Raw genomic sequence first — 23277 nt, forward strand, 5'->3', positions numbered from 1 at the left:
TCCACTCGGGGTCACCGGACGCGGGGCCCCGGTCGAACGCCGCCCGCGCCCGGGGCCGCGTCCCCAGGGACGTCCCCCACCCCCCCGTCGCACCGCGACACCGATACCGACGACATCCCCGAGGAGAGCGACGTGCTGCGTCGCGTGTTCATGACGAGTGGCACCGCCACGGTGGCGGCCGCTTCCCTGGGTCTCGGCGGGGCGCCCGCCTCCGCCCGGGTCTCTCTGCCCACGCAGCGCCGGGTCGGCGAGGCGGAGGTGCTCGCCGTCGAGAAGGCCGTACGGGACATCCGGCTGCTGGACGACCGGCACGGCGGTGACGGGCTCTACCGGCGGGCCGCGCAGCCGCTGCGCGCGGTGTACGAACTGCTGGACGCCGGGGGCACCGCGCGGCGCGCCACCTCGGACCGGCTGCACGCGGGCGCGGGTGAGCTGGCCATCTCGGTGGGGTGGCTGGCCCATGACTCGGGCCGCTTCGACGACGCCCGCTCGCACTACGCGGAGGCGCTGGCCACGGCGCGGCTTGCGGGGGACGCGGGGCTTGAGGCGCACGCGTTCTGCAACACGTCGTTCCTGGCCCGGGACGCGGGGCGGCCGCGGGAGGCGGTACGGGCGGCGGAGGCCGGCCGGCGGGCCGCCCGCACGCTGGGGTCGCCCCGGCTGCTGGCGCTGCTCGCGCTGCGGGAGGCGGGGGGCCGGGCGGGGCTCGGTGACCGTACGGGGTGCGACCGGGCGATCGGGCGGGCGCGGGCGGCGTTCGACCGGGGCCCCGCGTCCGGTGACCCCGAGTGGATGAGCTTCTTCCGGGAGGCGGAGCTGGAGCTGCTGGAGGCGCAGTGCTGGTCGGCGCTGGGCGACTGGTCCCGGGCGGCGCGGCACGGGCGGCGGGCGGTGGTGCTCCAGGACGCGCACTTCACCCGGAACCTCGCGCTGTACCGGGCCCAGCTCACGGGTGACCTGGCCCGGGCGGGCCGGGCGGACGAGGCGGCGGCGACGGGGCACCAGGTGCTGGATCTGCTGACCCGGGTGCAGTCGTCGCGGATCCGGGGGATGCTGGCGGGCGCGGCCCGAGCGCTGGGCCCTCGGGCCGGGACGCCGGAGGTGTCATCGTTCCTGACCCGCCACGGCTCCGGCCCGTCCGGCGCACCACCCAGCCCGTCCGGCGTTTGAGGACGGAGCCGTTGAGCGCGTTCCCGGGTGTGCATCAGGGTCTCCCCCGCCCCGGGGTCCGCGAAGTTCCCGCCCACCGGCCGAAGGGTTCCGTCCTCAATCGCCGGACGGGCTGGGGTGGGCCCGGAAGTCCGCGAGCGCCGGACAGGTCGGGGTGGCCCGGGAGCCCGCCGAGCTGACGCCCACCGAGTGGACGGTTCCGTCCTCAAACGCCGGACGGGATTGGATGATCACCGGTCCAGGTGGCCCGTGTCGTTCCAGCGTTCCACGGCCGGGAGGCCGTACGCCCAGCCCAGGACGGACAGCGACGTCGGCTCCAGGCGGATCCGCGCGCCGAAGGACAGGTCCTCGCCGAGCCACCGCGCACCCAGCGCCCGCAGAATGTGGCCGTGGGCGAAGACCAGCACGTCCCGGTCCGAAGACCGCGCCCAGGCCACGATCTCGTCCGCACGGGCGGTGACGTCGGCGACGGACTCCCCGCCCGGCACCCCGTCCCGCCAGATCAGCCAGTCCGGCCGGTCCGCCTTGATCTCGGCCGGGGTCAGCCCCTCGTACGCCCCGTAATCCCACTCCATCAGCGCGTCCCACCGCTCCGCCCGCTCCCCGAACCCGGCGAGCTCGCAGGTCTCGGCGGCCCGGACGAGCGGGCTGGTCCGGACCTCGACGCCGGTCAGCCCCGCCCACGGGGCCCGGTGCAGTCGCTCGCCGAGCAGCTTCGCGCCCTCGCGCCCGCTGTCCAGGAGCGGGATGTCCGTCCTGCCGGTGTGGTTGCCCCGGACCGACCACTGGGTCTGGCCGTGCCGGGCGAGCAGGATGCGCGGTGCCATGAAGGCTCTCCCTGGAACGCTGGTGCTGGGTTCTTCCATCATCCCGTACCGGCCCGCCGGGCAACCTCCCGGCCCCGGCGGGCGTCCCACCCTGCGCAGTCCCCGGCCACGGAATCGGACCACGGCGGGACCGCTGCGTACGGGACGTCCGGAAGGGGACCCCCGGGGGATGCGGTGGCACGGCGCCGCCGTACGGTTGAACGTTCGTCGTCGGCCGCATGAACATGGGGAGAGCTACCGGATGCCGCACGCCACCGCGCCGCCCGCGACCGGTCATCGGCCCCGCTGGTGGACGGAGCTGCCACTGATCGCGGTGGTGTACGCGCTGTATTCCGTGGGCCGTCTCCTGGTGCGCGGCGATGTGTCGACGGCGGTCGACCACGGCCTGGCGATCCTCCGGTTCGAACAGGCGCTGTACCTCAACGCCGAGCACCCGCTGAACCGTCTCTTCACCAGCACCCCGTCCATCGGCATACCCGCCGACTTCGCCTACGCCTCCCTCCATTACGTGGTCACCCCGGCCGTCCTCGTCTGGATGTTCCGGCGCAGGTCGGCGGCGTACCGGGCGGCCCGGGTCTGGCTGATGAACTCCACTCTGCTGGGTCTTGTCGGCTTCACGCTGATGCCGACCTGCCCGCCCCGGCTGCTGGAGGCGAGCCACGGCTTCGTCGACACGATGGCGCAGTACAGCGCGTACGGCTGGTGGGGCGAGGGGGCGAGCGCGCCGCGCGGACTGAGCGGGATGACGAACCAGTACGCGGCGATGCCGAGCCTGCACGTCGGCTGGTCGCTGTGGTGCGGGATCCTGCTGTGGCGGCACGGCCGCCACCCCCTGATACGGGCGGCGGGAATCGCCTATCCGCTGATCACCACGATCGTCGTGATGGGCACCGCCAACCACTACTTCCTGGACGCCGTCGCGGGCGCGGCCGTGATGGGCCTCGGGGCCCTGCTGGTGAAGCCCGTCATCCGGTTCGCCGACGGGGTCAAGGCGCGGCTGGCCGGCGTCTTCCCCGACGGCCTCCTCGGCGGCCGGAAGCAGGGCGGCGCGGGCACCGCCGCCACGGCGATTCCGGCGACCGTGTCCCCGGATGTCAGTGCCGGGTGCAAGACTTCCACGGGTGAGCGAATCCCCGGCCAGCGGACCACCTCCGCAGATCCCCCCGGCACGGCAGTCGGCGGCACGGCAGCCAGAGACGCCGCCGACGCGGACGCGAGCGACGACGCTCCGGCAGCGGCTCGCTGAGCTGCGCGGCCCGTCCGTCGCACCGCATCCGCTGGACGCCAGAGCCCTGGCCGCCCTCGCCGCCAACCCCGGCTGCAAGCGGCGGGCCCTGCTCGACGGCGCCGGGGTGGACAAGGCCGTGCTGGCCACCGCGCTCGGCTCACCCGCCCCCTTCGGGCAGTCCCAGTTCGCCTTCATGCGGGGCAACGCCTTCGAGGCGAAGGTCAAGGCCGACGGCGGCGCGGAGCTGCTGCGCCTGCTGTACGAGCGCCTGGGCGGCTCCGCCCCCGCCCCGGGCCCGGACGCCGCGACGCCCGATCTGAGCGCCGCCGGTCCCGAGGGCCGCGCCGCGCGCACCGCGCTCGCCCTGCGGGAGGCCACGGCGGCGGGCGGCTGGGCGCTGCTGGACCACCCGATGCTGGCTCTGGAGGTGGCGGGCTCCCCCGCCTATCTGGAGCCCGACGCGGTGGTCGTGCACCCCGACGGCCGGTGGACGGTCGTCGAGATCAAGTCATTTCCCATGATCGACGCCTCGGCCGACGCGTCGAAGGTCGGCGCCGCCGCCCGGCAGGCCGCGGTGTACGTGCTGGCGCTGGAGCGGGTCGCCGCGGTCACCGAGGGTGCGGAGGTGGGGCAGCGGGTGCTGCTGGTCTGCCCCAAGGACTTCTCCAATCTGCCGACCGCCTCCGTCGTGGACGTACGCAAGCAGCGCGCGGTGACCCGCCGTCAGCTGACCCGGCTGACCCGGATCGAGGACATCGCGGCGGGGCTGCCGGAGGGGACGACGTTCGATCCGGCGTGCCCGTCCGAGGAGCTGGACGCGGCCGTGGCGGCGGTGCCCCCGGCGTACGCCCCGGAGTGCCTGGCCGCCTGCGAGCTGGCCTTCCACTGCCGGGCGAAGTCCCGGGCCGAGGGGGCGGTGGAGACGCTGGGGCGCGGTGTGCGCGGTGAGCTGGGCGGGCTGACGACGGTGGCCGGGGTGCTGGCCGCCGCCGCGGGCAAGGAGGGCGATCCCGCCGATCCGACGGTCGCGGCGCTGCGCCGCGCCGCCGCGCTGCGGGCCGAGGCCCTGGAGAGCGCCGCCGTCCTGCGGGCCGGGGCGCGGGAAGCCGCATCGGTCGCGGGCGCCGGGACTCCGGAAGGTGGGGCCGCATGTCGCTGATCACCACCCTGGCCCGGCTGGAGGCCGTCGACTCCGGGCGCGCCCAGCCGCTCGCGACCGTCCGCCACCGCCATCTCACCGACCGGCCGCTGGTGCTGGTGCCGCTGACCACCGCCGGTGAGGCCGGGGCCCCGCTGGGGGCGCTCGTCGGCACGGACCGGGAGGCGCCCCGGCTGCTGGCCGTCGCCCAGCCGCGCGACCGGGACCTGCGGTTCGCGTTCCTGGCCGAGCTGGCGGAGGCGGTCCTGCCGCACATCGAGGCGTACGCGGACGTCGTCGAGCCCGCCGAGCGCAACGAGACCGATCCGGCGACCGGCAAGAAGACCAAGGTCGAGGTCGAGCTGTGCACGGACGCCGGCCAGCTGATCGTGCCGAGTCGGGCGGGCGTCGAGTTCGTGCGGCTGCTGGGCCGGTCCATGCGGTTCCGCCGCACCGCCGAGGACGACCCGGACACCCCGTATCCGGCGCCCGCCCGGGTGCCGCTGCTCGGCCGCTGGCTGACGCACTACGGCGAGCGGGCCCGGGTGCCCGGCTCCTCGCTCCTGCTGGCCACCACCGATCTGCTGAACCGGCACTGGGCGACCGGGCAGAGCAGCCTGGAGGACCAGCACCTGGGCGCGCTGCTGTCCTGGATCGACCCGCCGGCCGGCTCCTCGGGGGCCGAGGCCGCGCTGCGGGCGGAGCTGGCCCGGGACGGGGAGGGCCAGTTGCTCTGCCCGCCCGCCGGTCCGGCGACCGACCCGGACTTCGACAACCGGCTCCTCGCCCCGGCGATCGAGCGGTACGACCGGGCGCGCACGGCGCTCGCCTCCGCCGAGGACGGGCTCGCCGCGGATGCCCGGCTGGGCGAGCTGAGCGGCGCCGAGCGGGAGATCCGTTCGCTGCTGGCGCGGGTCATGCTGCCGACCTGGGACGCGGTCTGGCGCGGCCTCGACCTGCTGCGGGAACTGCCCGAGGGGTCCCGGGCCGAGGACCGCTGGACCCGGGACCGCTGGTCGTTCACCGCGCACCGCGACCGGGTGCGCTCGGGCGAGCCGCCGCAGCCGCGCCGCGACGACGCGGTGACGGCAGCGCAGAAGCTGGCGTCCCGGGAGACCGCCCAGGCCCAGTTGGAGGCGCAGGAGGCGCTGGACGATCCGCTGGTGCTGGCGGGACGGCGGCTGGCGGGTGAGGCGTTCCTCGGCACGGTGACGGATGTGGAGATGACGTACACCGAGTCGAAGCGGCCCTCGCCGCGCCCGCTGGTCACCGTCCGCACGGACGAGCGGCCGCATCTGGGCGAGCGGGCGAAGGTCTACCGCTCGCTGGAGGGCAAGCCGCAGACGGCGGAGTTCGTGCGGGCCGAGGAGGCGACGGACCAGGACGGCGACGTCCTGCTGGTGCTGCGGATCCTCGACCGGATGGGCCGGGGCAAGGAGCCCGCGCCCGGTTCGGTGCCGGAGCCCGGGGAGCGGATCGCCTGGACCCTGTTCGAGCACGACCAGCGCGGCGGTCCGAAGCTGCCGGACCCGGAGGAGACGCCGTGGACCCACGGCGGCCCGCCGGGCGCGGACGCCGCGACGCGTGCGGAGCACCCCGACCCCGTGACCCCGGAGGACCTGCTGTGACCACTGCCATCCGGGAGGACCTTCCGTGAGCACCGTCTTCGATCCGGGCGCCGAGGCGGCCCGTGCGACCGGCGCGATCCTCGACGACACCCTGCACGGCAGCAGCCGGGGCGTCGTCGTGGACTCGCCCCCGGGCGCGGGCAAGTCGACGCTGGTGGTCCGGGCGGCCCTGGAGCTGGCCGCCGCCGGGCATCCGCTGATGGTGATCGCGCAGACGAACGCCCAGGTCGACGACCTGGTCGTACGGCTCGCGGAGAAGGATCCGGAGCTGCCGGTGGGGCGGCTGCACAGCAGCGACTCCGACCCGTACGACAAGGTGCTGGACGGCCTCGCCAACGTCACCAAGTCGGCGAAGGTGGCGGATCTGGCCGGGCTCGACGTGGTGATCTCGACGGCCGCCAAGTGGGCGCACGTGAAGAACGTGGAGCCGTGGGGACACGCCATCGTCGACGAGGCGTACCAGATGCGTTCGGACGCGCTGCTGGCCGTGGCCGGGCTGTTCGAGCGGGCGCTGTTCGTCGGGGACCCGGGTCAGCTGGACCCGTTCTCGATCGTCGGCGCGGACCAGTGGGCGGGGCTGAGCTACGACCCGTCCGCGAGCGCGGTGTCCACGCTGCTCGCGCACAATCCGGAGCTGCCGCAGCACCGGCTGCCGGTGTCGTGGCGGCTCCCGGCGTCAGCGGCCCCGCTGGTGTCGGACGCGTTCTACCCGTACACGCCGTTCCGCAGCGGTACGGACCACGGGGACCGGAAGCTTTCCTTCGGGGTGGCGTCGGACGGGTCGGGGCCCGACCGGGTGCTGGACGAGGCGGCGGAGTCCGGCTGGGGGCTGCTGGAGCTGCCCGCCCGGCACACCCCGCGCACCGACCCCGAGGCGGTACGGGCGGTGGCCCTGGTGGTCCGGCGGCTGCTGGACCGGGGCGGCGTCGCCACCAGCGAGCGGGCGGAGGAGCCGGTGCCGGTGACGGCGGACCGGGTCGCGGTCGGCACGGCCCACCGGGACCAGGCAGCCGCGGTGCGGGCGGCCCTCGCGGAGCTGGGCGTCACGGGGGTCGCGGTGGACACGGCGAACCGGCTCCAGGGCCGCGAGTTCGACGTCACGGTGGTGCTGCACCCCCTGTCGGGCCGCCCCGACGCCACAGCCTTCCACCTGGAGACGGGCCGCCTGTGCGTGCTGGCGTCCCGGCACCGGCACGCCTGCGTCGTGGTGTGTCGGGAAGGGGTGGCGGACCTGCTCGACGAGCACCCGTCCACGGAGCCGGTCCAGCTGGGCGTCACGGTGAAGTTCCCCGACGGCTGGGAGGCCAACCACGCGGTGCTGGCCCATCTCGCGGAGCACAAGGTGCGCTGGAAGCCGTAAGAGCCGGCCGGCGGAGCTCAGGCCCTGGGGCCCCCTTGCGCGGGGTTGGACAATGGAGGGTGGCCGTCCTGGCCGTGCGAGGGAGGAACAGCACATGACAGAGTCCGAGCGGAACGAACGGCAGCGGCTGCGCCCCGCGCCGCTGCTCTTCGAGCCGTCTCAGGCCACGGCGGACCCGGAGCACTTCTTCGACCTGGAGTCGCTGGAGGACCCCCGTGAGCTGCTGGCCCGGGCGACCGAGCTGACGCAGGCCTTCCGGGCGGCGACGGACCGGTCGGTGGAGTTCCAGGCGATGGCGGCGGCGCAGCTCGCCGACCCGCGCCGGTTCGACCGGCTGACCGCGGCGGACGTCGCGGAGCGCGCGGAGTGGACCGAGGACTACGCGAAGAAGATGATCGAGTTCGGCCGCTCCCTGCTGGACTCCCCGAGAGCCTGACGCGCTGGAGGGCCCGGAGCCTGACCGTACGACGCCTCCGGGGCCGATGTGGTCGGTGGGGCGGCCTGGACCGATGTGGCCCGTGGGGCGGCCGGGGCAGGTGCTGCGCCGTCAGGCCGGGGGTCAGGTCCCGTGGCATATTCAGGCGGGCAAGATACCCCTCCCCCTCCTCGCCTGTCCCGGTTTCCGGCAACTCTCGGAATCAGTTCCGTCACTCCCGGTAGACCTTGCTTCATGAGCGCATGGCTGAAAGACACAACGACCCTGCAGGCCGGTGCCGCCGTCGCGCACCACGGCGTCGACATCTTCGCCCTGCTGCGGGACCAGTCCGGATCCCAGGCCGCCCAGGTCACGGCGGCCGGCGCCGCCTGGCTGGCCGGGTCCACCCCCTATCCGCGCAGCACGCTCGCCCAGTGGGAGGAGCACCCCACGGCCCCCGGGGTGCTGCCCTGCGGCTCCGCTTTCGACGTGGTGAACGTACCGGCGCTGTTCGGGCGGCGCATGCTGGAGCAGCTCTGGGCGGAGGGGCCCGGCTCAGGTCCGGTCGCCACGCACCGGGGCCGGATGCTGCTGTTCGCGGCCCCCGGTACGGCCCAGCGGCTGCCCTCGCTGCTCGCCTGGGAGGAGTGGGGAACCGGCGGTTCCGAAGGGTCCGCAGGCTCCGGGGAGTCGCGCGGCCCGGTGCCGCCCCTGCTCTGCCACGGCACCGGTGACGCCGTGACCGTACCGCCGCTGACCTGCGCGTCGTCGGACGGTGGCCCGCGCTGGGTGGTGGCCCCCGACACCCGTAGGCCGTGGCTGCCGGGTCCCGATGTGCTGCTCTGGGCGTGTGTGCGGGTGAGCCGTTCCGCTTCCTCGCGGGGCCCCGCACATTCGATTTTTCCTCGGGCGGATCAGGGTGCTAATGTCTACGACGTCAGCAGGCGCCGTTAGCTCAGTTGGTTAGAGCAGCTGACTCTTAATCAGCGGGTCCGGGGTTCGAGTCCCTGACGGCGCACAGACAGAGGAAGCCCCTCGCGAAAGCGGGGGGCTTCTTCGTGTGCGGGGGCCGGCGAGCGGGTTTCAGACTCCGGCGGTGATCCGGACGGTCCAGGAGCCGGACGGGGTGCGGTCGGCGACCTCGATACGGGTCGCGTCGCCCGGGACGGTGAAGGTCTCGCCGACCCCGAGCGGGGCGTCGGCCAGCGGCGGGTAGACGGAGCGGTCCCAGCAGGCCCCGGTCTCCGGATGGGTGTCGACGACCTCGACGGGCCCGCCGCCGGAGGCCGTCTCGCTGCGGACGCGGTAGATCAGGATGCCCTCGGCGCAGGTGTCCCGGTCGTTGCCGGTGGCGCTGCGGGCCTCGATCGCCAGGGCGCTGTCGGTTCCGGTACGGACGACGGCGAGCCGGGTCCCGATCGAGCCGCCGGGCACCGGGGCGGCGGCGACCGGTTCGAGGGTGAGGTCGGCCGAGCCCTGGACGCAGACGACCTGCCGGCCGCCGAGCCAGCCGAGCTTCCACTTGTGCCAGCCGAACAGGTCGGGGGCGAGGCCGAACTGGCTGCCCATGACGTCCCAGTCACCGACGTACGTGTCCCAGTCGCCCTTGCCGTCGGTGGGCCGGTGGTAGAGGTCGGCGAGGTCGAAGACGTGCCCGGTCTCGTGGGCGAGGACGTTGCGGTCGGGCGGGTGCTGCTCGAAGACCGTGACGACGCGCCGGATGTCGTGGTCGTCGGCGCGCAGTGGCCGCTCGAAGTTGACGACCTTCGTGGCGTCGGAGTCGACGCCGGGGGCGTCCGGGTCGGCCACGAGGTAGACGACGTCGTACCGGGAGAAGTCCACGTCGTCGTCGGCGGCGGCGATGGCGTCCCGCAGATAGGCCGTGCGCCGCTCGGCGTTCCAGTCCCGCTCTATGGCGTACCAGCTGGAGTCGCGCGGCATCTGCGTCCAGCTCCGCTGCGGGTGCGGGCGCAGGGTGAACCGGCCGTAGCTGGCGCGCTCGAAGAAGCGGGTGGTGGCGGGGAAGTGGTCGGCGGTGAGTACCTCGGGGGTGAGGACCGGCTCGGAGTCCGGGAAGGACAGGAAGATCATGACCGCGTCGAGGTTCTGATCGGGGCGCGGGTAGGCCGCGTTCCAGGTGTTCAGGCCGAGCGAGTGGTGGGCCGCCGTCCGGGGCAGGGCGCAGGAGGTGGCGTCACCCGTGGCGGCCACGGCGGGGCCCGCGACGAGGGACATGGCGGCGAGCGCCAGGAGGGAGGTGGCGGCGGCGGCCAGACTGCGCAGGGGCGGCCGTTCCGCTCCCCCGGGTCCGCGACGGGACGGCACATCGACCTCCGGGTGGGGAAACACGGTCCATCCCGTCCACCCTGTGCCGCTTCACCACGCCACGCCCTGTTGTGCTGCCCCACACGGGTCAGCGGTCAGAATCGCCACCCACACCTTCACGGAACGTCACCGCTGGTCAGTCCAGCCGTCCGATGCAACAGATCCGCGCAGAAATGACCAGGACCGGGCAAAGCGGAACGCCTGCCCCCGCTCACTTCCGGCCGCGCGCGGTGGCCCGGACCGGACGGTGAGCTGGAACGGCCGACGCGGCACCCTCTATGCTTCACCACGCTTTCCCGCGTGGAACGGGCCCCTTCACGGGACGACCACCCGGTGGCCAGTCCGACCCCACCAGTTCACAACGACCTTCACAGCGGGAGCGAGCGGTGAGCGGAACCTCCGAAGGGCCGAGGGCCTCGGCAGGCACGGCGCCGGGCACGCCCGCCGCGCCGGTCACGGAGCGTCATACGACGGCCCCGGCCGAGAACGGTCCCGCCCGGACCGATTCCGCCCGGACCGGTCCTGCCGGGGCCGATCCCGCCGGGGGCGACGCCGGTTCCATCGCCTCCGAGCTGCGCGACTACCGGGCCGCGTTCAACGCCGCCACGCTCCCCATGGGCGTCGTCGACGGCCGGGGCCATGTCGTGCGGGCCAACGAGGCGCTCGGCGGGCTCCTGGGCACCCCGGCGGCGGTCCTCGCCGGGCGGCAGGCGTGCCAACTGCTCGACCTCGCCGGCGACGACCGCACCTGGCACGCGTACCGCGAGGTGCTCCTCGGCCGGCGTTCCCGGTTCCGCTGCACGCGCCGGCTCAAGCACCCCGACGGGCGCTCGCTGTGGGCCGAGATCACCGTCGTACCGATGACGGGGGCCTCGGCGGCGGAGTCCGCCCGGGTGCTGCTGACGGTCGCGGACGTCAGCGACCGGCGCGAGCTCCAGGAGCGGCTGCACCACCTCCAGATGCACGACCCGGTGACCCGGCTGCCCAACCGGACGCTGTTCTTCGAGCGCCTCGCCTCGGCCCTGGAGACCCCGCCGTACCAGGACGACTCCCTGCCGTCCCGGCAGCACGCCCGGATCGGCCTCTGCTACCTGGACCTGGACGGTTTCAAGGCGATCAACGACACCCTGGGCCACCGCACCGGGGACCGGCTGCTGGCCGCCGTCGCCGCGCGGCTCACCGACTGCGCCGAGAACGACGCCTCCCGCAACGCCGGGGGCAACCGGCTGGTGGCGCGCCTGGGCGGCGACGAGTTCGCGATCCTGGTCGAGGACTCGGCCGGCACCCAGGAGCTGACGGACCTGGCCCGCTCGGTCCTCGCCGCGCTCCAGCAGCCGTTCGACCTGGCGGGCCAGCGACTCTCGGTCTCCGCGTCGATCGGCGTGGTCGAGCGGACCGCGGCGGGCACCTCGCCCACCGGTCTGATGCAGGCCGCCGACACCACGCTGTACTGGGCGAAGGCGGACGGCCGGGCCCGCTGGACCCTGTTCGACCCCGAGCGCAACGCCCACCGCATGACCCGGCAGTCCCTCTCCTCGACGCTCCGGCCCGCCGTGGAGCGCGGCGAGTTCACGCTGGAGTACCAGCCGCTGGTCGGGATGGCGGACGGGGTGCTGCGCGGAGTGGAAGCGCTGGTGCGCTGGAACCACCCGCAGTTCGGCGTGCTGCCGCCGAATCGGTTCGTCCAGATCGCCGAGGAGGACGGTTCGATCGTCCAGCTCGGCCGGTGGGTGCTGCGCACCGCGTGCCGGCAGGCGCGGCGCTGGCAGCTCGACCACCCGGACGAGCCGCCGCTGTTCATCAGCGTCAACGTCGCCGTACGGCAGGTCTGGGACTCCGACCTGGTGGCCGACGTGGCGCAGATCCTGGCCGAGACCGGACTCGCCCCCGGGCTGCTGCAGCTGGAGCTGACCGAGTCGGCGGTGATGGGCTCCGGCGGTCGCCCGCTGAGAGCGCTCCAGGCGCTGAGCGACATGGGCGTACGGATCGCCATCGACGATTTCGGGACGGGTTATTCGAACCTCGCCTACCTCAGCCGGCTGCCCGTATCCGTACTGAAGCTGGACGGCGCGTTCGTGAAGGGCTTCCGGTACGAGGACGGTACGCATCCGAGCCCCGCTGACGAAACGATCGTGGAGGCCATGGTGCAGCTGGCGCACCGCCTGGGCCTGACCGTCACCGCGGAGTGCGTGGAGACGGCCGGACAGGCGGAGCGGCTGCGGCGGATCGGCTGCGACACGGGGCAGGGGTGGCTGTACTCACGGGCGGTGGCGCCGGAGCAGATCGCCGGGCTGATCGGGTCCCGGCCGCTGGAGGGCTGACGCGCCCCGGGGTGGCCCGGCCCCGGCCTCACCCCCGGCCGGCCGGGACCCCGCACGGTCTACGAGGCGTTCGGCAGGCCGTACGCGTCCGCGATCAGGTCGTAGCTGCGCAGCCGCACGTCCCCGCCGTGCGCGTTGGCGGTGATCATCAGCTCGTCGGCGCCGGTGCGCTTGGCCAGGTCGTCCAGGCCGGTGCGGACCTCGTCCGCTGTGCCGTGGATGACGTTGCCCAGCCAGCCGTCGACGAACTCCCGCTCCATCGGGGAGAAGTCGTACGCCTCCGCCTCCTGCGGGCTCGGGATCAGCCCGGGGCGGCCGGTGCGCAGCCGGACCATGGACAGGGCCCCGGTCAGCACCTGGCGGCGGGCCTCGCGCTCGTCGTCGGCGGCCAGCGCCGAGACCCCGATCAGGGCGTACGGGGCGTCCAGCACGGCGGAGGGCCGGAAGGACTCGCGGTACAGGTCGAGCGCCGGGACGGTGTTCTGCGCCGAGAAGTGGTGCGCGAAGGCGAACGGCAGCCCCAGCGTCCCGGCCAGCCGCGCGCTGAAGCCCGAGGAGCCCAGCAGCCAGACGGGCGGCCGGTGCGCGGACTGCACCCCGCCGGGGGACGTCGCCTGCACCGGGCCCGGCACGGCGTGGATCCGGCGGTACGGGTGCCCGTCCGGGAAGTCGTCGTCGAGGAAGCGGATCAGCTCCATGAGCTGCTGCGGAAAGTCGTCGGCCCCCTCGTTGAGCCGGTCCGTGCGCCGCAGCGCCGCCGCCGTCGCACCGTCCGTGCCGGGGGCCCGGCCGAGGCCGAGGTCGATCCGGCCCGGGGCCATCGCCTCCAGGGTGCCGAACTGCTCGGCGATCACCAGCGGGGCGTGGTTGGGCAGCATCACCCCGCCGGAGCCGAGGCGGATGCGCTCGGTGTGGGCGGCGATGTGCGCGAGGATCACGGCCGGGGAGGACGAGGCGACCCCGGGCATGGAGTGGTGCTCGGCGACCCAGAAACGGTGGAAGCCGCGGCTCTCGGTGAGCTTCGCGATCTCCACGCTCGTGCGCAGGGCCTGGGTCGCGGTGCGGCCCTGCCCCACGGTGACCAGGTCGAGGACGGACAGCGGAACGGTGGCCGTCCCGGCTGCGTCGCCCCGGATCCCGTCGCCGTCGGCCACTCGGCCGCCGGTGTCGCCGCTGGTCTCGTCGCCTCGGATGTCGTCCACGTGTCGGCCTCTCCCGGTGCTGCTGTCGTACGTCTGTGTATCGGAGGGACAACAGGAGGATGGCTCCGTTTTATTCCCGGCGAATCCGGTCCGACGCGGCTCGTTCCCGACGGTCCGGGCCCCGCGCCGCTCGCTACTCCCGCACCTCGATGCCCTTCGGCTCCAGCTGCCGCAGCACCGGCTCACGGGTGGCGAACAGGGTGCCGAGCGTGGGCGCCCAGGTCCGCCGGTCGGCGAGGCGCAGCCCCTCCCAGACGGTGACCTGGTTGGCGGTGAGCACGGGCTTGCCGAGCAGTTCCTCCAGCTCGGGGATGTACGCGGTGGTGTGCAGGGAGGTGTCCGGGACCAGCACCACCTCGGCGTCCGGGTGGTCCGCCTCCCGCACCAGCCGCTTCACCTCGTCCGGCCCCCAGGATCCGGCCTCGGCCGACGAACCGGCCCCGCCGGACACGGCGGCCACCACCTCCACGCCCGCCGACGCCAGGAACTCGGCGAAGAGCCCGGTGAGGTCGTCGGGGTAGGACGCGGCGACGGCGACCCGGCGGGCGCCCAGCTCCCGCACCGCGTGGCCGAAGCCGATGGAGGTGCTGGAGGCGGGCAGCCCGGCCGCCCGGGCGAGCGTGGCGATCTGCTCGTGGGCGCCCTCCCAGCCCTGCCCGAAGCTGCCGCCGCTGGAGGCCCAGATCAGCGCCTCGGCCCCGGCGAGGCGCAGCTCCTCGACGCCCTCGGCGATCCGGTCGGGGTCGCCCTGCTCGCGCAGCGCGTCGGCGCGGTAGACGTCCTCGCCGGTCTCGGTGGAGAACAGGGGCAGCCGGATGTCGGTGTCGAGCAGGATCTCGGTCCGTGGGAAGTCGTCCTCGGCGGCGTGGCCCGGGTAGAGAAGTCCTACGGTCGTCATGTCCACCCTTTCCTGTACGTCGACGGCTCGCCGCGCGGCGGGCGATCCCCTCGCGGGATCGCGGCGGGCGGCCCGTCACGGGGCCGCCGCGGCCCTCCGGACGCTCCGGCGGCCATGACCGCGCGACCGGTCACTCTTGCCCCGACTTGTTCCCAGTATTCCCCCGGGCGGTCGCCGGGGCGCGCGGCCGGGCGTCGTTGACGCGGGGGTGACCTGCTGCGAGCGTGGGCGGTCGATCTTGTCCGTTCCGTCGCGGAGGGCCGACCACCCATGCCGGATCCCGTCCTGCTCGTCCTCGACGCCGACCCCTCCCCGCGGCTCGGCCGGCTGACCGGCCGGGTGGATGTGCGGTACACGGACGCCGCCACGCTCGCCGAGCGGCTTCCGGCCGCCGATGTGCTGCTGGTGTGGGACTTCACGTCGGACGCCGTACGGGACGCCTGGCCGGGTCCGGGGCGGCGGCCGCGCTGGGTGCACACGGCGAGCGCGGGCGTGGACCGGCTGCTCTGCCCGGAGCTGGTCGCGTCCGACACCGTGCTGACCAACGCGCGGGGCGTCTTCGAGCGGCCGATCGCGGAGTACGTGGCGGGGCTGGTGCTGGCGATGGCCAAGGACCTCCCCGGCACCCTCGCCCTCCAGCGGGAGCGGCGCTGGCGCCACCGCGAGGGGCAGCAGGTGGCCGGTTCACGGGCGGTGGTGGTCGGCGCGGGCCCCATCGGCCGGGAGATCACCCGGCTGCTGCACGGCCTGGGGGTCACGGTGGCCCTGGTGGGGCGGACCGCCCGGCGCACCATCCACGGGGCGGCGGATCTGGACCGGCTGGCGGCGCGGGCGGACTGGGTGATCGCGGCGGCCCCGCTGACCGATGCGACGCGCGGGATGTTCGACTCCCGCTTCTTCGGTCTGCTCCAGCCGTCGGCGCGCTTCATCAACGTGGGGCGCGGGGCGAGCGTGGTCCAGGCCGACCTGGTGGACGCGCTGAACCGCCGCTGGTTCGCGGGCGCGGCGCTCGATGTGTTCGAGGACGAACCGCTGGGCGCGGAAAGCCCGTTGTGGGACGTACCGGGGCTGCTGGTCTCGCCGCATCTGAGCGGGGACACGGTGGGGTGGCGCGACCGGCTGGGCGAGCAGTTCGTCGCGCTGTACGAACGCTGGGCGCGGGGCGAGCCGTTGCCCAACGCGGTCGACAAGGAACGCGGTTACGTCCCCTCCGCCGACCTCGACGGGGTCGACGAGCCCAACGGGACCGACGGCCTCAACGGGTGAGCGGCGCGGCCCGGACGACGAACGCCTCGATGGCCTCCCTCGCCCGCGCGTCCAGCGTCTCGTGCTCGGCCTGCTCCTGGGCGGTCGAGACGTCCCGCGTGCACCGATAGGCCTCTTCCGCGGCGCCGACCACCTCCGGGTCGTCGGTGAGCAGTTTGACCCGGTAGAGCACCTGCCGGGTGGCGGTGCGCAGACGGTGGGCCTCGTCGCGCGCCTCGACGAACGCCTCGGAGACAGGACTCTGCCGCATGCGGTGCCAGCGGCCCGCCTGCCCGTGCCGGTACTCCTCCGCCGCGGCGGCGAACGCGCCGTAGGTGGCCGTGCGTTCCTGCCGAAGCGCCTCCGACCGGGAGAACCTCTCCGTGCGCGCGGCGGTGAGGCGTTGGAAGAGGTGCGTGACCACGGCTCCCAGGAGCGTGCCCCCGACCGCCACGACGCTTGTCCATATGGCAACCATGGCACCAGCTGATCACAGAAGTGACTGACGTGGAGTCATGAATCCTCCGTGACGGGGGAACACGCCCCGCGCACCCCTGGTCGCGCTCCGCCCCCGTTCGGGCACGGGAAGGTCACCTTCCGGCCACTGTTGGGTTACATGCCTCCGGCTACCCGCATAGACGTACGGGATCGGGCAGGCGCTCACCCTGTCCGGACTGTTCGACCTCCAGGAGATTGCGAACCATGGCTGAATTCCCGAACCTGTCCCGCCGGGGTTTCCTCAACGGAACGGCGGCCGTGGGCGGCCTCCTCGTCGTGCCCGGCCTCCTCACCGCGTGCAGCAAGACCGACGCCGGCTCCGCGACGGGCGAGGGCGCCCTGGAGAAGCTCCGCAAGCAGGGCTTCGTGCGGGTGGCGTACGCCAACGAGGCCCCGTACGGCTATCTGGAGGGCAAGGAGCTCAAGGGCGAGGCCCCGACGCTGCACCGGGAGATCTTCCAGGCCCTCGGGGTGGACGAGCTGAAGCCGACGCTCTCCGAGTGGGACGGACTGATCCCGGGGCTCCAGGCCGGGAAGTACGACGTGGTCAGCGCGGGCATGGCCATCACCCCGGAGCGCTGCGGCAACGCGATCTTCTCCGAGCCGGAGTTCATCTCGCCGACCGCGCTGATGGTGAAGAAGGGCAACCCGAAGAAGCTCACCGACCTGGACTCCGCCAAGGAGGCAGGGGTCACCATCGGTGTGATGTCCGGTGCGGTCGAGGGCAGTTACGCCAAGGGCGCGGGTATCGCCGAGGACAGGATCAAGACGCTGCAGAAGCCGCAGGACGGGGCCGACGCCGTCAAGGGCGGTCGGATCGACGCGTTCCTCCTCACCGGTATCTCGCTGCGCTGGCTGGCGAAGACCAACCCGGAGACCGAGGTCACCGAGGCGTTCGTGCCGAAGCTGGACGGCAAGGAGCAGTTCTCCCCGGGCGGCGCGGTGTTCCGCAAGGGCAACGAGGACCTGCGGGACTCCTTCAACCGCGAACTGAAGAAGATCGTCTCCGACCGCTCGCGCTATGTGCAGCTGCTGGAGCCGTACGGGTTCGGGGAGACGGAGATCCCGCCCGCCGACCTGAAGACGGCGGACCTGTGCAAGGGCTGACGGGGCGGGCGGGCGCGCGCGCATGAGTGACTTCTTCTCCCTCCTCGTCGAGGAGTTCCCCCGCGTCCGGTCGGGCCTGTGGGTGACGCTCCAGGCCACGGTCCTGGGCGCACTGCTGGCCGGGGTGCTGGCGTTCGCGCTCGGCCTGATGGCGGGCAGCCGGCTGCTTCTGGCACGCGGGGTCTCCCGGGTCGTCGTGGAGTTCTTCCGGGGCACATCCCTCTACGTCCAGCTGTTCTGGTTCTACTACGCGATGCCGCTGCTGACCGGCTACGAACTGGAGCCGTTGATCTGCGGGGTGGTCGCGTTCGGCCTCAACTTCGGTGCGTACGGCGCCGAAGTGGTGCGGGGGGCCATCAACTCCGTACCGCGCGGCCAGTACGAGGCGGCGATCGCCCTCAACCTGAGCCCGACCAGGCGGCTGTGGAAGGTGATCCTGCCGCAGGCGTGGGTGCAGATGATCCCGAGCTTCACCAACCTGCTGATCCAGCTGCTGAAGGCGACCCCGCTGCTGTGGCTGATCTCGGCCGCCGATCTGATGACGGTGGTGCAGCAGCTGCGCGACCGCACCGGTGAGACGGTGACCGCCTATCTGACCTTGCTGGCCGCCTACTTCGTGCTGGCGTACGCCCTGACGATGCTGATGAATCTGCTGGAGCGGAGCGCCAAGCGGCGGCTCGGCCTGGACACCGGCGCGAAGAGCCTGTTCAAGAGCCGCAGCGCGTCCACGACCGCCGTGGGAGGTGTCCGGTGAACGGCTTCGACTGGAACGCGGTCGGGGAGTCCCTGCCCGACCTGCTGAACGGATTCAGGATCACCCTGCTCGCGACCGTCCTCGGCACCCTGGTGGCGGCCGTGCTGGGGCTGGTCGTCGCGATGGCCGGGCGTGCGCCCAGCAGGTTCGTGACCGTCCCGGTCCGCACCGTCACGGAGTTCGTCCGCTCGACCCCGCTGCTGGTGCAACTGGTCGGCGCGGCGGCCCTGTTCAACACGGTGGAGCCGCTGTACATCGGCATCGCGGTGCTGGGGATCCACTACGCCGCGTACACCTCCGAGGTCTACCGGGCCGGGATCGACGGGGTGCCGAAGGGCCAGTGGGAGGCGTGCCGCGCGCTGTCGCTGTCGCCCCGGCGGACCTGGCAGGCCGTGATCCTGCCGCAGGCGGTGCGCAATGTGCTGCCCGCGCTCGGGAACTACGCGATCTCGATGTTCAAGGAGACGCCGTTCCTCGCCGTGATCACGGTGCAGGAGATGGTCTTCGAGGCCCGGAAGTACGGGGCCGACCACTTCGCGTACACCGAGGTGTTCACCCTCGCCGGCCTGATCTTCCTGGTCGCGAGCTACCCCACGTCGCTGTTGATGAGAAAGCTGGAGAAGCGCCTTGGCCACTGAACCCCTCCCCCTGAAGAAGACGGATTCACCCGGGCCGGCCGGCGCTCCCGAGGACGCCGTCCCCGCCTCGGCCCGTACGGGCGAGCCGCTGGTGCGGTTCGACAAGGTGGTCAAGCGCTACGGCGACCATGTGGTTCTGGACGAGCTGGACTTCACCGTGGACCGCGGCGAGCACGTCACCCTGATCGGGCCCAGCGGCTCGGGCAAGACCACGATCCTGCGGCTGCTGATGACGCTGGAGAAGGTCAGCGGCGGGGTGATCTGGGTGGACGGCGCCCCGCTGACCCACATCCGCACCCCGGACGGTTCGCTGAAGCCGGCGGGCGAGAAGCAGCTGCGCGAGTCCCGGAAGAAGATCGGGATGGTCTTCCAGCAGTTCAACCTCTTCCCGAACATGAAGGTGATCGAGAACATCACCGAGGCCCCGGTCAGCGTGCTCGGCCAGAGCCGGGAGGCGGCGGAGGTCCGGGCCCGGGAGCTGCTGGATCTGGTCGGGCTCTCGGCGAAGGTCGACGCCCACCCCTCCCAGCTCTCCGGCGGCCAGCAGCAGCGGGTGGCGATCGCGCGGGCGCTGGCGATGGAGCCGGAGATCCTGCTGCTCGACGAGGTGACCTCCGCGCTCGACCCGGAGCTGGTGGCCGGGGTGCTGGAGCTGCTCGGCGACATCGCCCGCAACACCGACATCACCATGGTCTGCGTGACCCACGAGATGAACTTCGCCCGGGACGTCTCGGAAAAGGTTCTGATGTTCGACGCGGGACGGGTCGTGGAGTCCGGATCCCCGGAAAAAATCTTCTCGGATCCGTCACACGAACGTACGCGCGAGTTCCTCAACGCGGTTCTGTGACCTCGCAGTTGATACGCAGCCCATGACAGCGGCATATGCCAGACGGGTGCGCCCCAGATGACAGCTCCGGGGCGCCCCTACTGACTCGTCAACTGCCGCCCCGCGGGGGCCTTCCGGCGGCTATCGTGGGGCGAAAGCTTGCGGTCACAACCTGGTAGGGGGACACCGTGGCGTTGAAGCCCGAGCCGACGGCGCCGTTCCACTCGGTGCAGTACGCCCTGCGCGTGCTCGAATCGGTCTCCAAGCACGGCAACGGGGTGACCGATGCCCAGATCTCCCGTGAGACCGGGCTGCCGACCGGCCACCTCACCTCCCTCCTCCTCACCCTGCGTCGCGAGGGCTATGTGGAGCAGGTCAGCGACGGCGCGTACGTCATCGGCGCATCCCTGCTGCTGCTCGGCTCCGGGGCGGCCCGCCGCCGGGCCCTGGAGGACCGCCTCCAGCTCACCCTGTCCGAGCTGCGCGACTCCGTCGGCGCGGCCGTCTATCTCAGCCGGTATGTGGACGGCGAGGTCAGCGTGACCCAGGTCGCGGACGGACCGCTCACCCCCGCGGTCAACGAGTGGGTGGACTTCCGCTCCTCGGCGCACGCCAGCGCGGTCGGCAAGTGCCTGCTGGCCCAGCTCGACCACGACGGGCGGCGCGACCACATCTCCCGGCACCGGACGGCCCGGCTCACCTCGCGGACGATCACCGACGAGAAGATCCTCTTCTCCCAGCTGGACGCCCAGTCCGCCACGGTCCCGGTGCTGGATCTCCAGGAGTACGCGGTGGGCACCGTCTGCGCGGCCGTGCCGCTGACGGCCGGCTCCGCCGCGGGCTGCCTCGCCCTGTCGCTGCCGATCGAGGACGCGCACCGGCTGCGGTCGGCGGCCGAGACGCTGAGCCGCCGGGCGGCGCCGGTCCTGCTGTCGCTGGCGCTGTAGCGGCCCGTGGGCCCCGGGGCGGGGCGGTCATCAGCACCCCTCGGGACCAGGTATTATTTTCGAGTCAGCAGGCGCCGTTAGCTCAGTTGGTTAGAGCAGCTGACTCTTAATCAGCGGGTCCGGGGTTCGAGTCCCTGACGGCGCACGACACGGGGTGGCGGTCTTCTTCACGGAGGCCGCCACTTCGCTTTTCCGGGGCACGGCTCACAGGGGCGTGCCGTGCTCCTCGTACTGCTCCAGCAGGGCCGCGAGCCCCTCACCCTCCAGCGGTACGTACGTGCCGTCGCCCTCCCGGTCCCACCAGACCGGGTCCGGGCAGCGGAAGCCCTCCCGGCGCAGGGCCACCCGGTGGATCTTGTTCGTCGCGGTGACCGGCATCCGGTCGAGGATCCGGACGAACCGGGGCGCCATCTTCGTCCCCAGGTCCGGCTGGGCACGCAGGAACGCGGCGAAGGCCGCCGGGTCGAAGGCCGCGCCCGCCCGGAGGGCGAGGGCGGCCATCACCTGGTCGCCGGTGACCGGGTCCGGGACCGCGTGGACCGCGGCGGCCGCCGCCTCCTCCCAGCGGGCGAGGATGTTCTCGATCGTCGCGGCCGCCAGGTTCTCGCTGTCGACGCGGAGCCGGTCGTCGGTGCGGCCCGCGAAGTAGAGGAAGCCCTCGGCGTCCCGGTAGAAGAGGTCGCCGGTCCAGTACCAGCCACGCCGGGCCCGCTCCGCGTCCGCCGCCGGGTTGCGCCAGTAGCCCTCGAAGGGCGTCGGGCCCCGGTTGACCAGCTCGCCGATGGCCTGGTCCCCGTTGAGCAGCCGCCCGCCCGGGCCGAACCGGGCCGTGGCCCGCTCCTCGCCGCTCTCCGGGTCGACGACGGCGAGGTCGTCGCCCGGGGCGGCCCGGCCGATCGCGCCCGGCGGGGTGCCCGGGGTGTGCTGGACAGCCGCGCCGCCCTCGGAGGAGCCGTACCCCTCCACCAGCCGCACCCCGAACCGCTCCCGGAAACGGGCGGCGTCCACCGCCCCGGCCTCGGTGCCGAAGCCCAGGCGCAGCGGATGATCCTGGTCGTCGGGGCGCTCGGGGGTGGCCAGCAGGTACTGCACGGCGCGCCCCACATAGGTGAAGTACGTCGCCCCGTAGCCGCGCACGTCGTCGAGGAAGGCGGAGGCGGAGAAGCGGGGGCGCAGCGCTATGGCGGCCCCGGCGACGAGGGCGGGTGCCCAGTCGGCGAGGACGGCGTTGCCGTGGAACATCGGCATGCAGATGTAGTGGGTGTCGGAGGGCCGTACGCCGAAGTGCCCGGCGAGGGAGGTGCCCGCTCCGGCGAGCCGGCCCTGGGTGCAGATCGCGGCCTTGGGCGCGCCGGTGGAGCCGGAGGTGAAGTAGAGGAGCATGCGGCTGCCGGGGCCGACCGGGGCGAGCACGACGTCGCCGGGGCGAGCGCCCGCGTACGGGGCGAGCAGGGCGGCGTACGCCTCGGTGTCGGTGACCAGGACCCGTACGCCCGGCAGCTCCAGACCGGCGAGGAGCGGCAGGTGGGCGCGCTCGGTGATCAGGAGGGGGGCCTCGGTGTGCAGGATGTCGCGGGCCAGCTCGGGGCCGCGCCGGGTGGGGTTGATCCCCGCGACGGCGGCCCCGGCCAGGGCCGCCGCGCTGAGCCACAGCGGGAACTCAGGGGTGTTGTCGAGCAGGACGCCGAGGTGCGGTTCGCCGCCGCGTGGCAGCAGATCCGCGAGGAGCGCCGCCCGTGCGGCGGCGCCCTCGACCACCTGGTGATGACTGAGCACGGTGGGGCCGTGCTTCAGGGCGGGCCGGTGGTCCCCCCATTGACGTCGTACGAGCTCCGCGACGGTGCCGGTACTCCTCATGGCGCCGCACGATAACTGATGGAGCGTCAGAACTTGACGTCGGAGCAGGCGTAGAACGCGTTGGTGGTGTCCGCGACGTTCCACACGGCGAGGATGATGTGCTTGCCGGTCTTCTGGGTGGGGATCGTGCCCTGGTGGGTCAGGGTGGCCGGCGGCTGCTGGTTGCCGTAGGGCACGGTCATGAAGGGCTGCGATTCGAGGGCGGCCCGGGTGAGCGGCTTGGTGGAGTCCCAGCCGTTCTTGGTGATGTAGTAGCGGAAGTCGCTGGTGGAGTGGCGGGCGGTGAACTGCCAGCGGAAGCTGTAACCCTGTCCGCCGGTGACCTGCGTGGCGGGCCAGTTGCCGCCTCGGGGGTCGTCGAGCTGGGCGAACTGCCCGTTGCCGCCGGAGCAGATCTTGCCGTCCGCCGGTCCTGCCGCCGGGAAGCCCTTGGGGCCCTCGACGCTCTGCGGCTCCCACTGGATGTTGCCGCAGCCGGTCACCGTGCCGTTGGCACAGAGCTTCTGACGACTGATCGGGGAGTCCGTGTAGCCGTGGCTGCTGGCGCTGGTGGTCGCGAGCACCGAGACGCCCGCTATCGCCAGGCCGATCACGGCCGCGCTTGCCTTTTTCCGCATGGGCTGTCGCTCCTCTAGAACGTGGGGGAGGTTCCATGAGCATTGCTCGACTGCTGCGCGCTTGGTACGGAGTGCTGTGCGTGACGCGGATGCTGCGGTCTAGACCAAGTCTTAGATTATTGACGCGGCGTGAACATGTCCAGACCAATGAGCGTCATATTCCGGCGGCCCTCCGAGCCGGCCCGGAACCGCCCCGGAACCTCCCCCGGGCCCTCAGGCCCCGTCCCCTCCCCCGCTGCGGCCGGTGTAGAAGGCAACCGTCAAGTCCTTCACGAG

21 protein-coding genes and 2 tRNA genes are annotated in these 23277 nt (G+C 73.1%); 16 read left to right on the top strand and 7 right to left on the bottom strand.

Features of this window, described 5'->3' with window-relative positions; genetic code table 11:
• A partial coding sequence (locus D3105_RS26795) for a tetratricopeptide repeat protein (RefSeq protein WP_240647030.1) occupies positions 1–1170 on the top strand: 1170 nt, incomplete at its 5' end.
• Between the two features lie 230 nt (positions 1171–1400).
• Here D3105_RS26795 and D3105_RS26800 read toward each other — a convergent pair.
• Positions 1401–1997, bottom strand: coding sequence for a histidine phosphatase family protein (locus tag D3105_RS26800; RefSeq protein ID WP_118905573.1), 597 nt, complete (start codon positions 1995–1997; stop codon positions 1401–1403).
• 241 nt (positions 1998–2238) lie between these two features.
• On the opposite strand from D3105_RS26800, the gene D3105_RS26805 reads away from it, so the two are divergent.
• The 7 genes from D3105_RS26805 to D3105_RS26835 all read left to right on the top strand — a co-directional run bounded on the left by D3105_RS26805 (position 2239) and on the right by D3105_RS26835 (position 8784).
• Entirely contained in the window at positions 2239–3243 is a 1005-nt protein-coding gene (locus D3105_RS26805; protein WP_118905574.1) for a phosphatase PAP2 family protein, read from the top strand.
• Positions 3244–3349: 106 nt separating this feature from the next.
• Positions 3350–4384, top strand: a complete 1035-nt coding sequence (locus D3105_RS26810; protein WP_118905575.1) for a hypothetical protein — start codon at positions 3350–3352, stop codon at positions 4382–4384.
• Positions 4375–5991 (top strand): hypothetical protein, encoded by a 1617-nt coding sequence (locus D3105_RS26815; RefSeq protein ID WP_118905576.1) that lies wholly within the window; start codon positions 4375–4377, stop codon positions 5989–5991. Before D3105_RS26810 ends, D3105_RS26815 begins: the two co-directional genes overlap by 10 nt.
• A gap of 25 nt (positions 5992–6016) precedes the next feature.
• A complete protein-coding gene (locus D3105_RS26820; protein ID WP_118905577.1) occupies positions 6017–7351 on the top strand; it encodes an AAA domain-containing protein in 1335 nt (444 codons plus the stop codon).
• A gap of 94 nt (positions 7352–7445) precedes the next feature.
• Complete coding sequence (locus D3105_RS26825; protein ID WP_010062808.1) at positions 7446–7787, top strand: hypothetical protein; 342 nt, start codon at positions 7446–7448, stop codon at positions 7785–7787.
• Positions 7788–8021: 234 nt separating this feature from the next.
• Positions 8022–8720, top strand: a complete 699-nt coding sequence (locus D3105_RS26830) for a bifunctional DNA primase/polymerase (RefSeq protein WP_118905578.1) — start codon at positions 8022–8024, stop codon at positions 8718–8720.
• Positions 8711–8784 (top strand) — tRNA-Lys (locus D3105_RS26835). The genes D3105_RS26830 and D3105_RS26835 overlap by 10 nt, the downstream gene beginning before the upstream one ends.
• Before the next feature lie 65 nt (positions 8785–8849).
• Here the strand turns inward: D3105_RS26835 and D3105_RS26840 are convergent.
• Positions 8850–10091 carry a M6 family metalloprotease domain-containing protein gene (locus tag D3105_RS26840; RefSeq protein WP_118905579.1) on the bottom strand — a complete coding sequence of 414 codons (1242 nt, stop codon included), beginning with the start codon at positions 10089–10091 and terminating at the stop codon, positions 8850–8852.
• A 386-nt stretch (positions 10092–10477) separates the two neighbouring features.
• On the opposite strand from D3105_RS26840, the gene D3105_RS26845 reads away from it, so the two are divergent.
• Entirely contained in the window at positions 10478–12412 is a 1935-nt protein-coding gene (locus tag D3105_RS26845) for a putative bifunctional diguanylate cyclase/phosphodiesterase (RefSeq protein WP_118905580.1), read from the top strand.
• A gap of 59 nt (positions 12413–12471) precedes the next feature.
• Here D3105_RS26845 and D3105_RS26850 read toward each other — a convergent pair whose 3' ends face one another.
• Together D3105_RS26850 and D3105_RS26855 are read right to left on the bottom strand one after the other, a co-directional pair.
• A complete protein-coding gene (locus D3105_RS26850; RefSeq protein WP_118905581.1) occupies positions 12472–13614 on the bottom strand; it encodes an LLM class flavin-dependent oxidoreductase in 1143 nt (380 codons plus the stop codon).
• Positions 13615–13747: 133 nt separating this feature from the next.
• Complete coding sequence (locus tag D3105_RS26855) at positions 13748–14512, bottom strand: maleate cis-trans isomerase family protein (protein ID WP_118905582.1); 765 nt, start codon at positions 14510–14512, stop codon at positions 13748–13750.
• A gap of 270 nt (positions 14513–14782) precedes the next feature.
• On the opposite strand from D3105_RS26855, the gene D3105_RS26860 reads away from it, so the two are divergent.
• Positions 14783–15778 carry a D-2-hydroxyacid dehydrogenase gene (locus D3105_RS26860; protein ID WP_118905583.1) on the top strand — a complete coding sequence of 332 codons (996 nt, stop codon included), beginning with the start codon at positions 14783–14785 and terminating at the stop codon, positions 15776–15778.
• Here D3105_RS26860 and D3105_RS26865 read toward each other — a convergent pair.
• Positions 15768–16235 carry a hypothetical protein gene (locus tag D3105_RS26865; RefSeq protein WP_118905584.1) on the bottom strand — a complete coding sequence of 156 codons (468 nt, stop codon included), beginning with the start codon at positions 16233–16235 and terminating at the stop codon, positions 15768–15770. The genes D3105_RS26860 and D3105_RS26865 overlap by 11 nt on opposite strands.
• A gap of 224 nt (positions 16236–16459) precedes the next feature.
• On the opposite strand from D3105_RS26865, the gene ehuB reads away from it, so the two are divergent.
• The 6 genes from ehuB to D3105_RS26895 all read left to right on the top strand — a co-directional run bounded on the left by ehuB (position 16460) and on the right by D3105_RS26895 (position 20672).
• Complete coding sequence (gene ehuB / locus D3105_RS26870) at positions 16460–17362, top strand: ectoine/hydroxyectoine ABC transporter substrate-binding protein EhuB (protein ID WP_118905585.1); 903 nt, start codon at positions 16460–16462, stop codon at positions 17360–17362.
• A gap of 22 nt (positions 17363–17384) precedes the next feature.
• On the top strand, positions 17385–18116 hold the full coding sequence (gene ehuC / locus D3105_RS26875) for an ectoine/hydroxyectoine ABC transporter permease subunit EhuC (protein WP_118905586.1): 732 nt from the start codon (positions 17385–17387) through the stop codon (positions 18114–18116).
• Positions 18113–18754 (top strand): ectoine/hydroxyectoine ABC transporter permease subunit EhuD, encoded by a 642-nt coding sequence (ehuD, locus tag D3105_RS26880; protein WP_118905587.1) that lies wholly within the window; start codon positions 18113–18115, stop codon positions 18752–18754. The genes ehuC and ehuD overlap by 4 nt, the downstream gene beginning before the upstream one ends.
• The gene (ehuA, locus tag D3105_RS26885; protein WP_118905588.1) at positions 18744–19601 is read left to right on the top strand and encodes an ectoine/hydroxyectoine ABC transporter ATP-binding protein EhuA; all 858 of its coding nucleotides are present in this window, start codon (positions 18744–18746) and stop codon (positions 19599–19601) included. Before ehuD ends, ehuA begins: the two co-directional genes overlap by 11 nt.
• A 167-nt stretch (positions 19602–19768) precedes the next feature.
• Positions 19769–20527: an IclR family transcriptional regulator gene (locus D3105_RS26890; protein WP_118905589.1), complete on the top strand. Its 759-nt coding sequence runs from the start codon at positions 19769–19771 to the stop codon at positions 20525–20527.
• A gap of 71 nt (positions 20528–20598) precedes the next feature.
• Positions 20599–20672: transfer RNA gene (locus D3105_RS26895), tRNA-Lys, on the top strand.
• Positions 20673–20731: 59 nt separating this feature from the next.
• Here the strand turns inward: D3105_RS26895 and D3105_RS26900 are convergent.
• Together D3105_RS26900 and D3105_RS26905 are read right to left on the bottom strand one after the other, a co-directional pair.
• The gene (locus D3105_RS26900) at positions 20732–22384 is read right to left on the bottom strand and encodes an AMP-binding protein (protein ID WP_118905590.1); all 1653 of its coding nucleotides are present in this window, start codon (positions 22382–22384) and stop codon (positions 20732–20734) included.
• A 26-nt stretch (positions 22385–22410) separates the two neighbouring features.
• Positions 22411–23001 carry a lytic polysaccharide monooxygenase auxiliary activity family 9 protein gene (locus tag D3105_RS26905; protein WP_030591599.1) on the bottom strand — a complete coding sequence of 197 codons (591 nt, stop codon included), beginning with the start codon at positions 22999–23001 and terminating at the stop codon, positions 22411–22413.
• Positions 23002–23277 lie beyond the last annotated feature (276 nt).

Source organism: Streptomyces globisporus (assembly GCF_003501885.1).
In the GTDB taxonomy this organism is placed as follows: domain Bacteria; phylum Actinomycetota; class Actinomycetes; order Streptomycetales; family Streptomycetaceae; genus Streptomyces; species Streptomyces globisporus_D.

What these genes read in the sequence shown, in the direction of transcription:
- D3105_RS26800 (WP_118905573.1), bottom strand. Translation starts at nt 1,997, where the DNA reads ATGGCACCGCGCATCCTGCTCGCCCGGCACGGCCAGACCCAGTGGTCG.
- D3105_RS26805 (WP_118905574.1), top strand. Translation starts at nt 2,239, where the DNA reads ATGCCGCACGCCACCGCGCCGCCCGCGACCGGTCATCGGCCCCGCTGG.
- D3105_RS26815 (WP_118905576.1), top strand. Translation starts at nt 4,375, where the DNA reads ATGTCGCTGATCACCACCCTGGCCCGGCTGGAGGCCGTCGACTCCGGG.
- D3105_RS26825 (WP_010062808.1), top strand. Translation starts at nt 7,446, where the DNA reads ATGACAGAGTCCGAGCGGAACGAACGGCAGCGGCTGCGCCCCGCGCCG.
- D3105_RS26830 (WP_118905578.1), top strand. Translation starts at nt 8,022, where the DNA reads ATGAGCGCATGGCTGAAAGACACAACGACCCTGCAGGCCGGTGCCGCC.
- D3105_RS26855 (WP_118905582.1), bottom strand. Translation starts at nt 14,512, where the DNA reads ATGACGACCGTAGGACTTCTCTACCCGGGCCACGCCGCCGAGGACGAC.
- D3105_RS26860 (WP_118905583.1), top strand. Translation starts at nt 14,783, where the DNA reads ATGCCGGATCCCGTCCTGCTCGTCCTCGACGCCGACCCCTCCCCGCGG.
- D3105_RS26865 (WP_118905584.1), bottom strand. Translation starts at nt 16,235, where the DNA reads ATGGTTGCCATATGGACAAGCGTCGTGGCGGTCGGGGGCACGCTCCTG.
- ehuB (WP_118905585.1), top strand. Translation starts at nt 16,460, where the DNA reads ATGGCTGAATTCCCGAACCTGTCCCGCCGGGGTTTCCTCAACGGAACG.
- ehuC (WP_118905586.1), top strand. Translation starts at nt 17,385, where the DNA reads ATGAGTGACTTCTTCTCCCTCCTCGTCGAGGAGTTCCCCCGCGTCCGG.
- D3105_RS26900 (WP_118905590.1), bottom strand. Translation starts at nt 22,384, where the DNA reads ATGAGGAGTACCGGCACCGTCGCGGAGCTCGTACGACGTCAATGGGGG.
- D3105_RS26905 (WP_030591599.1), bottom strand. Translation starts at nt 23,001, where the DNA reads ATGCGGAAAAAGGCAAGCGCGGCCGTGATCGGCCTGGCGATAGCGGGC.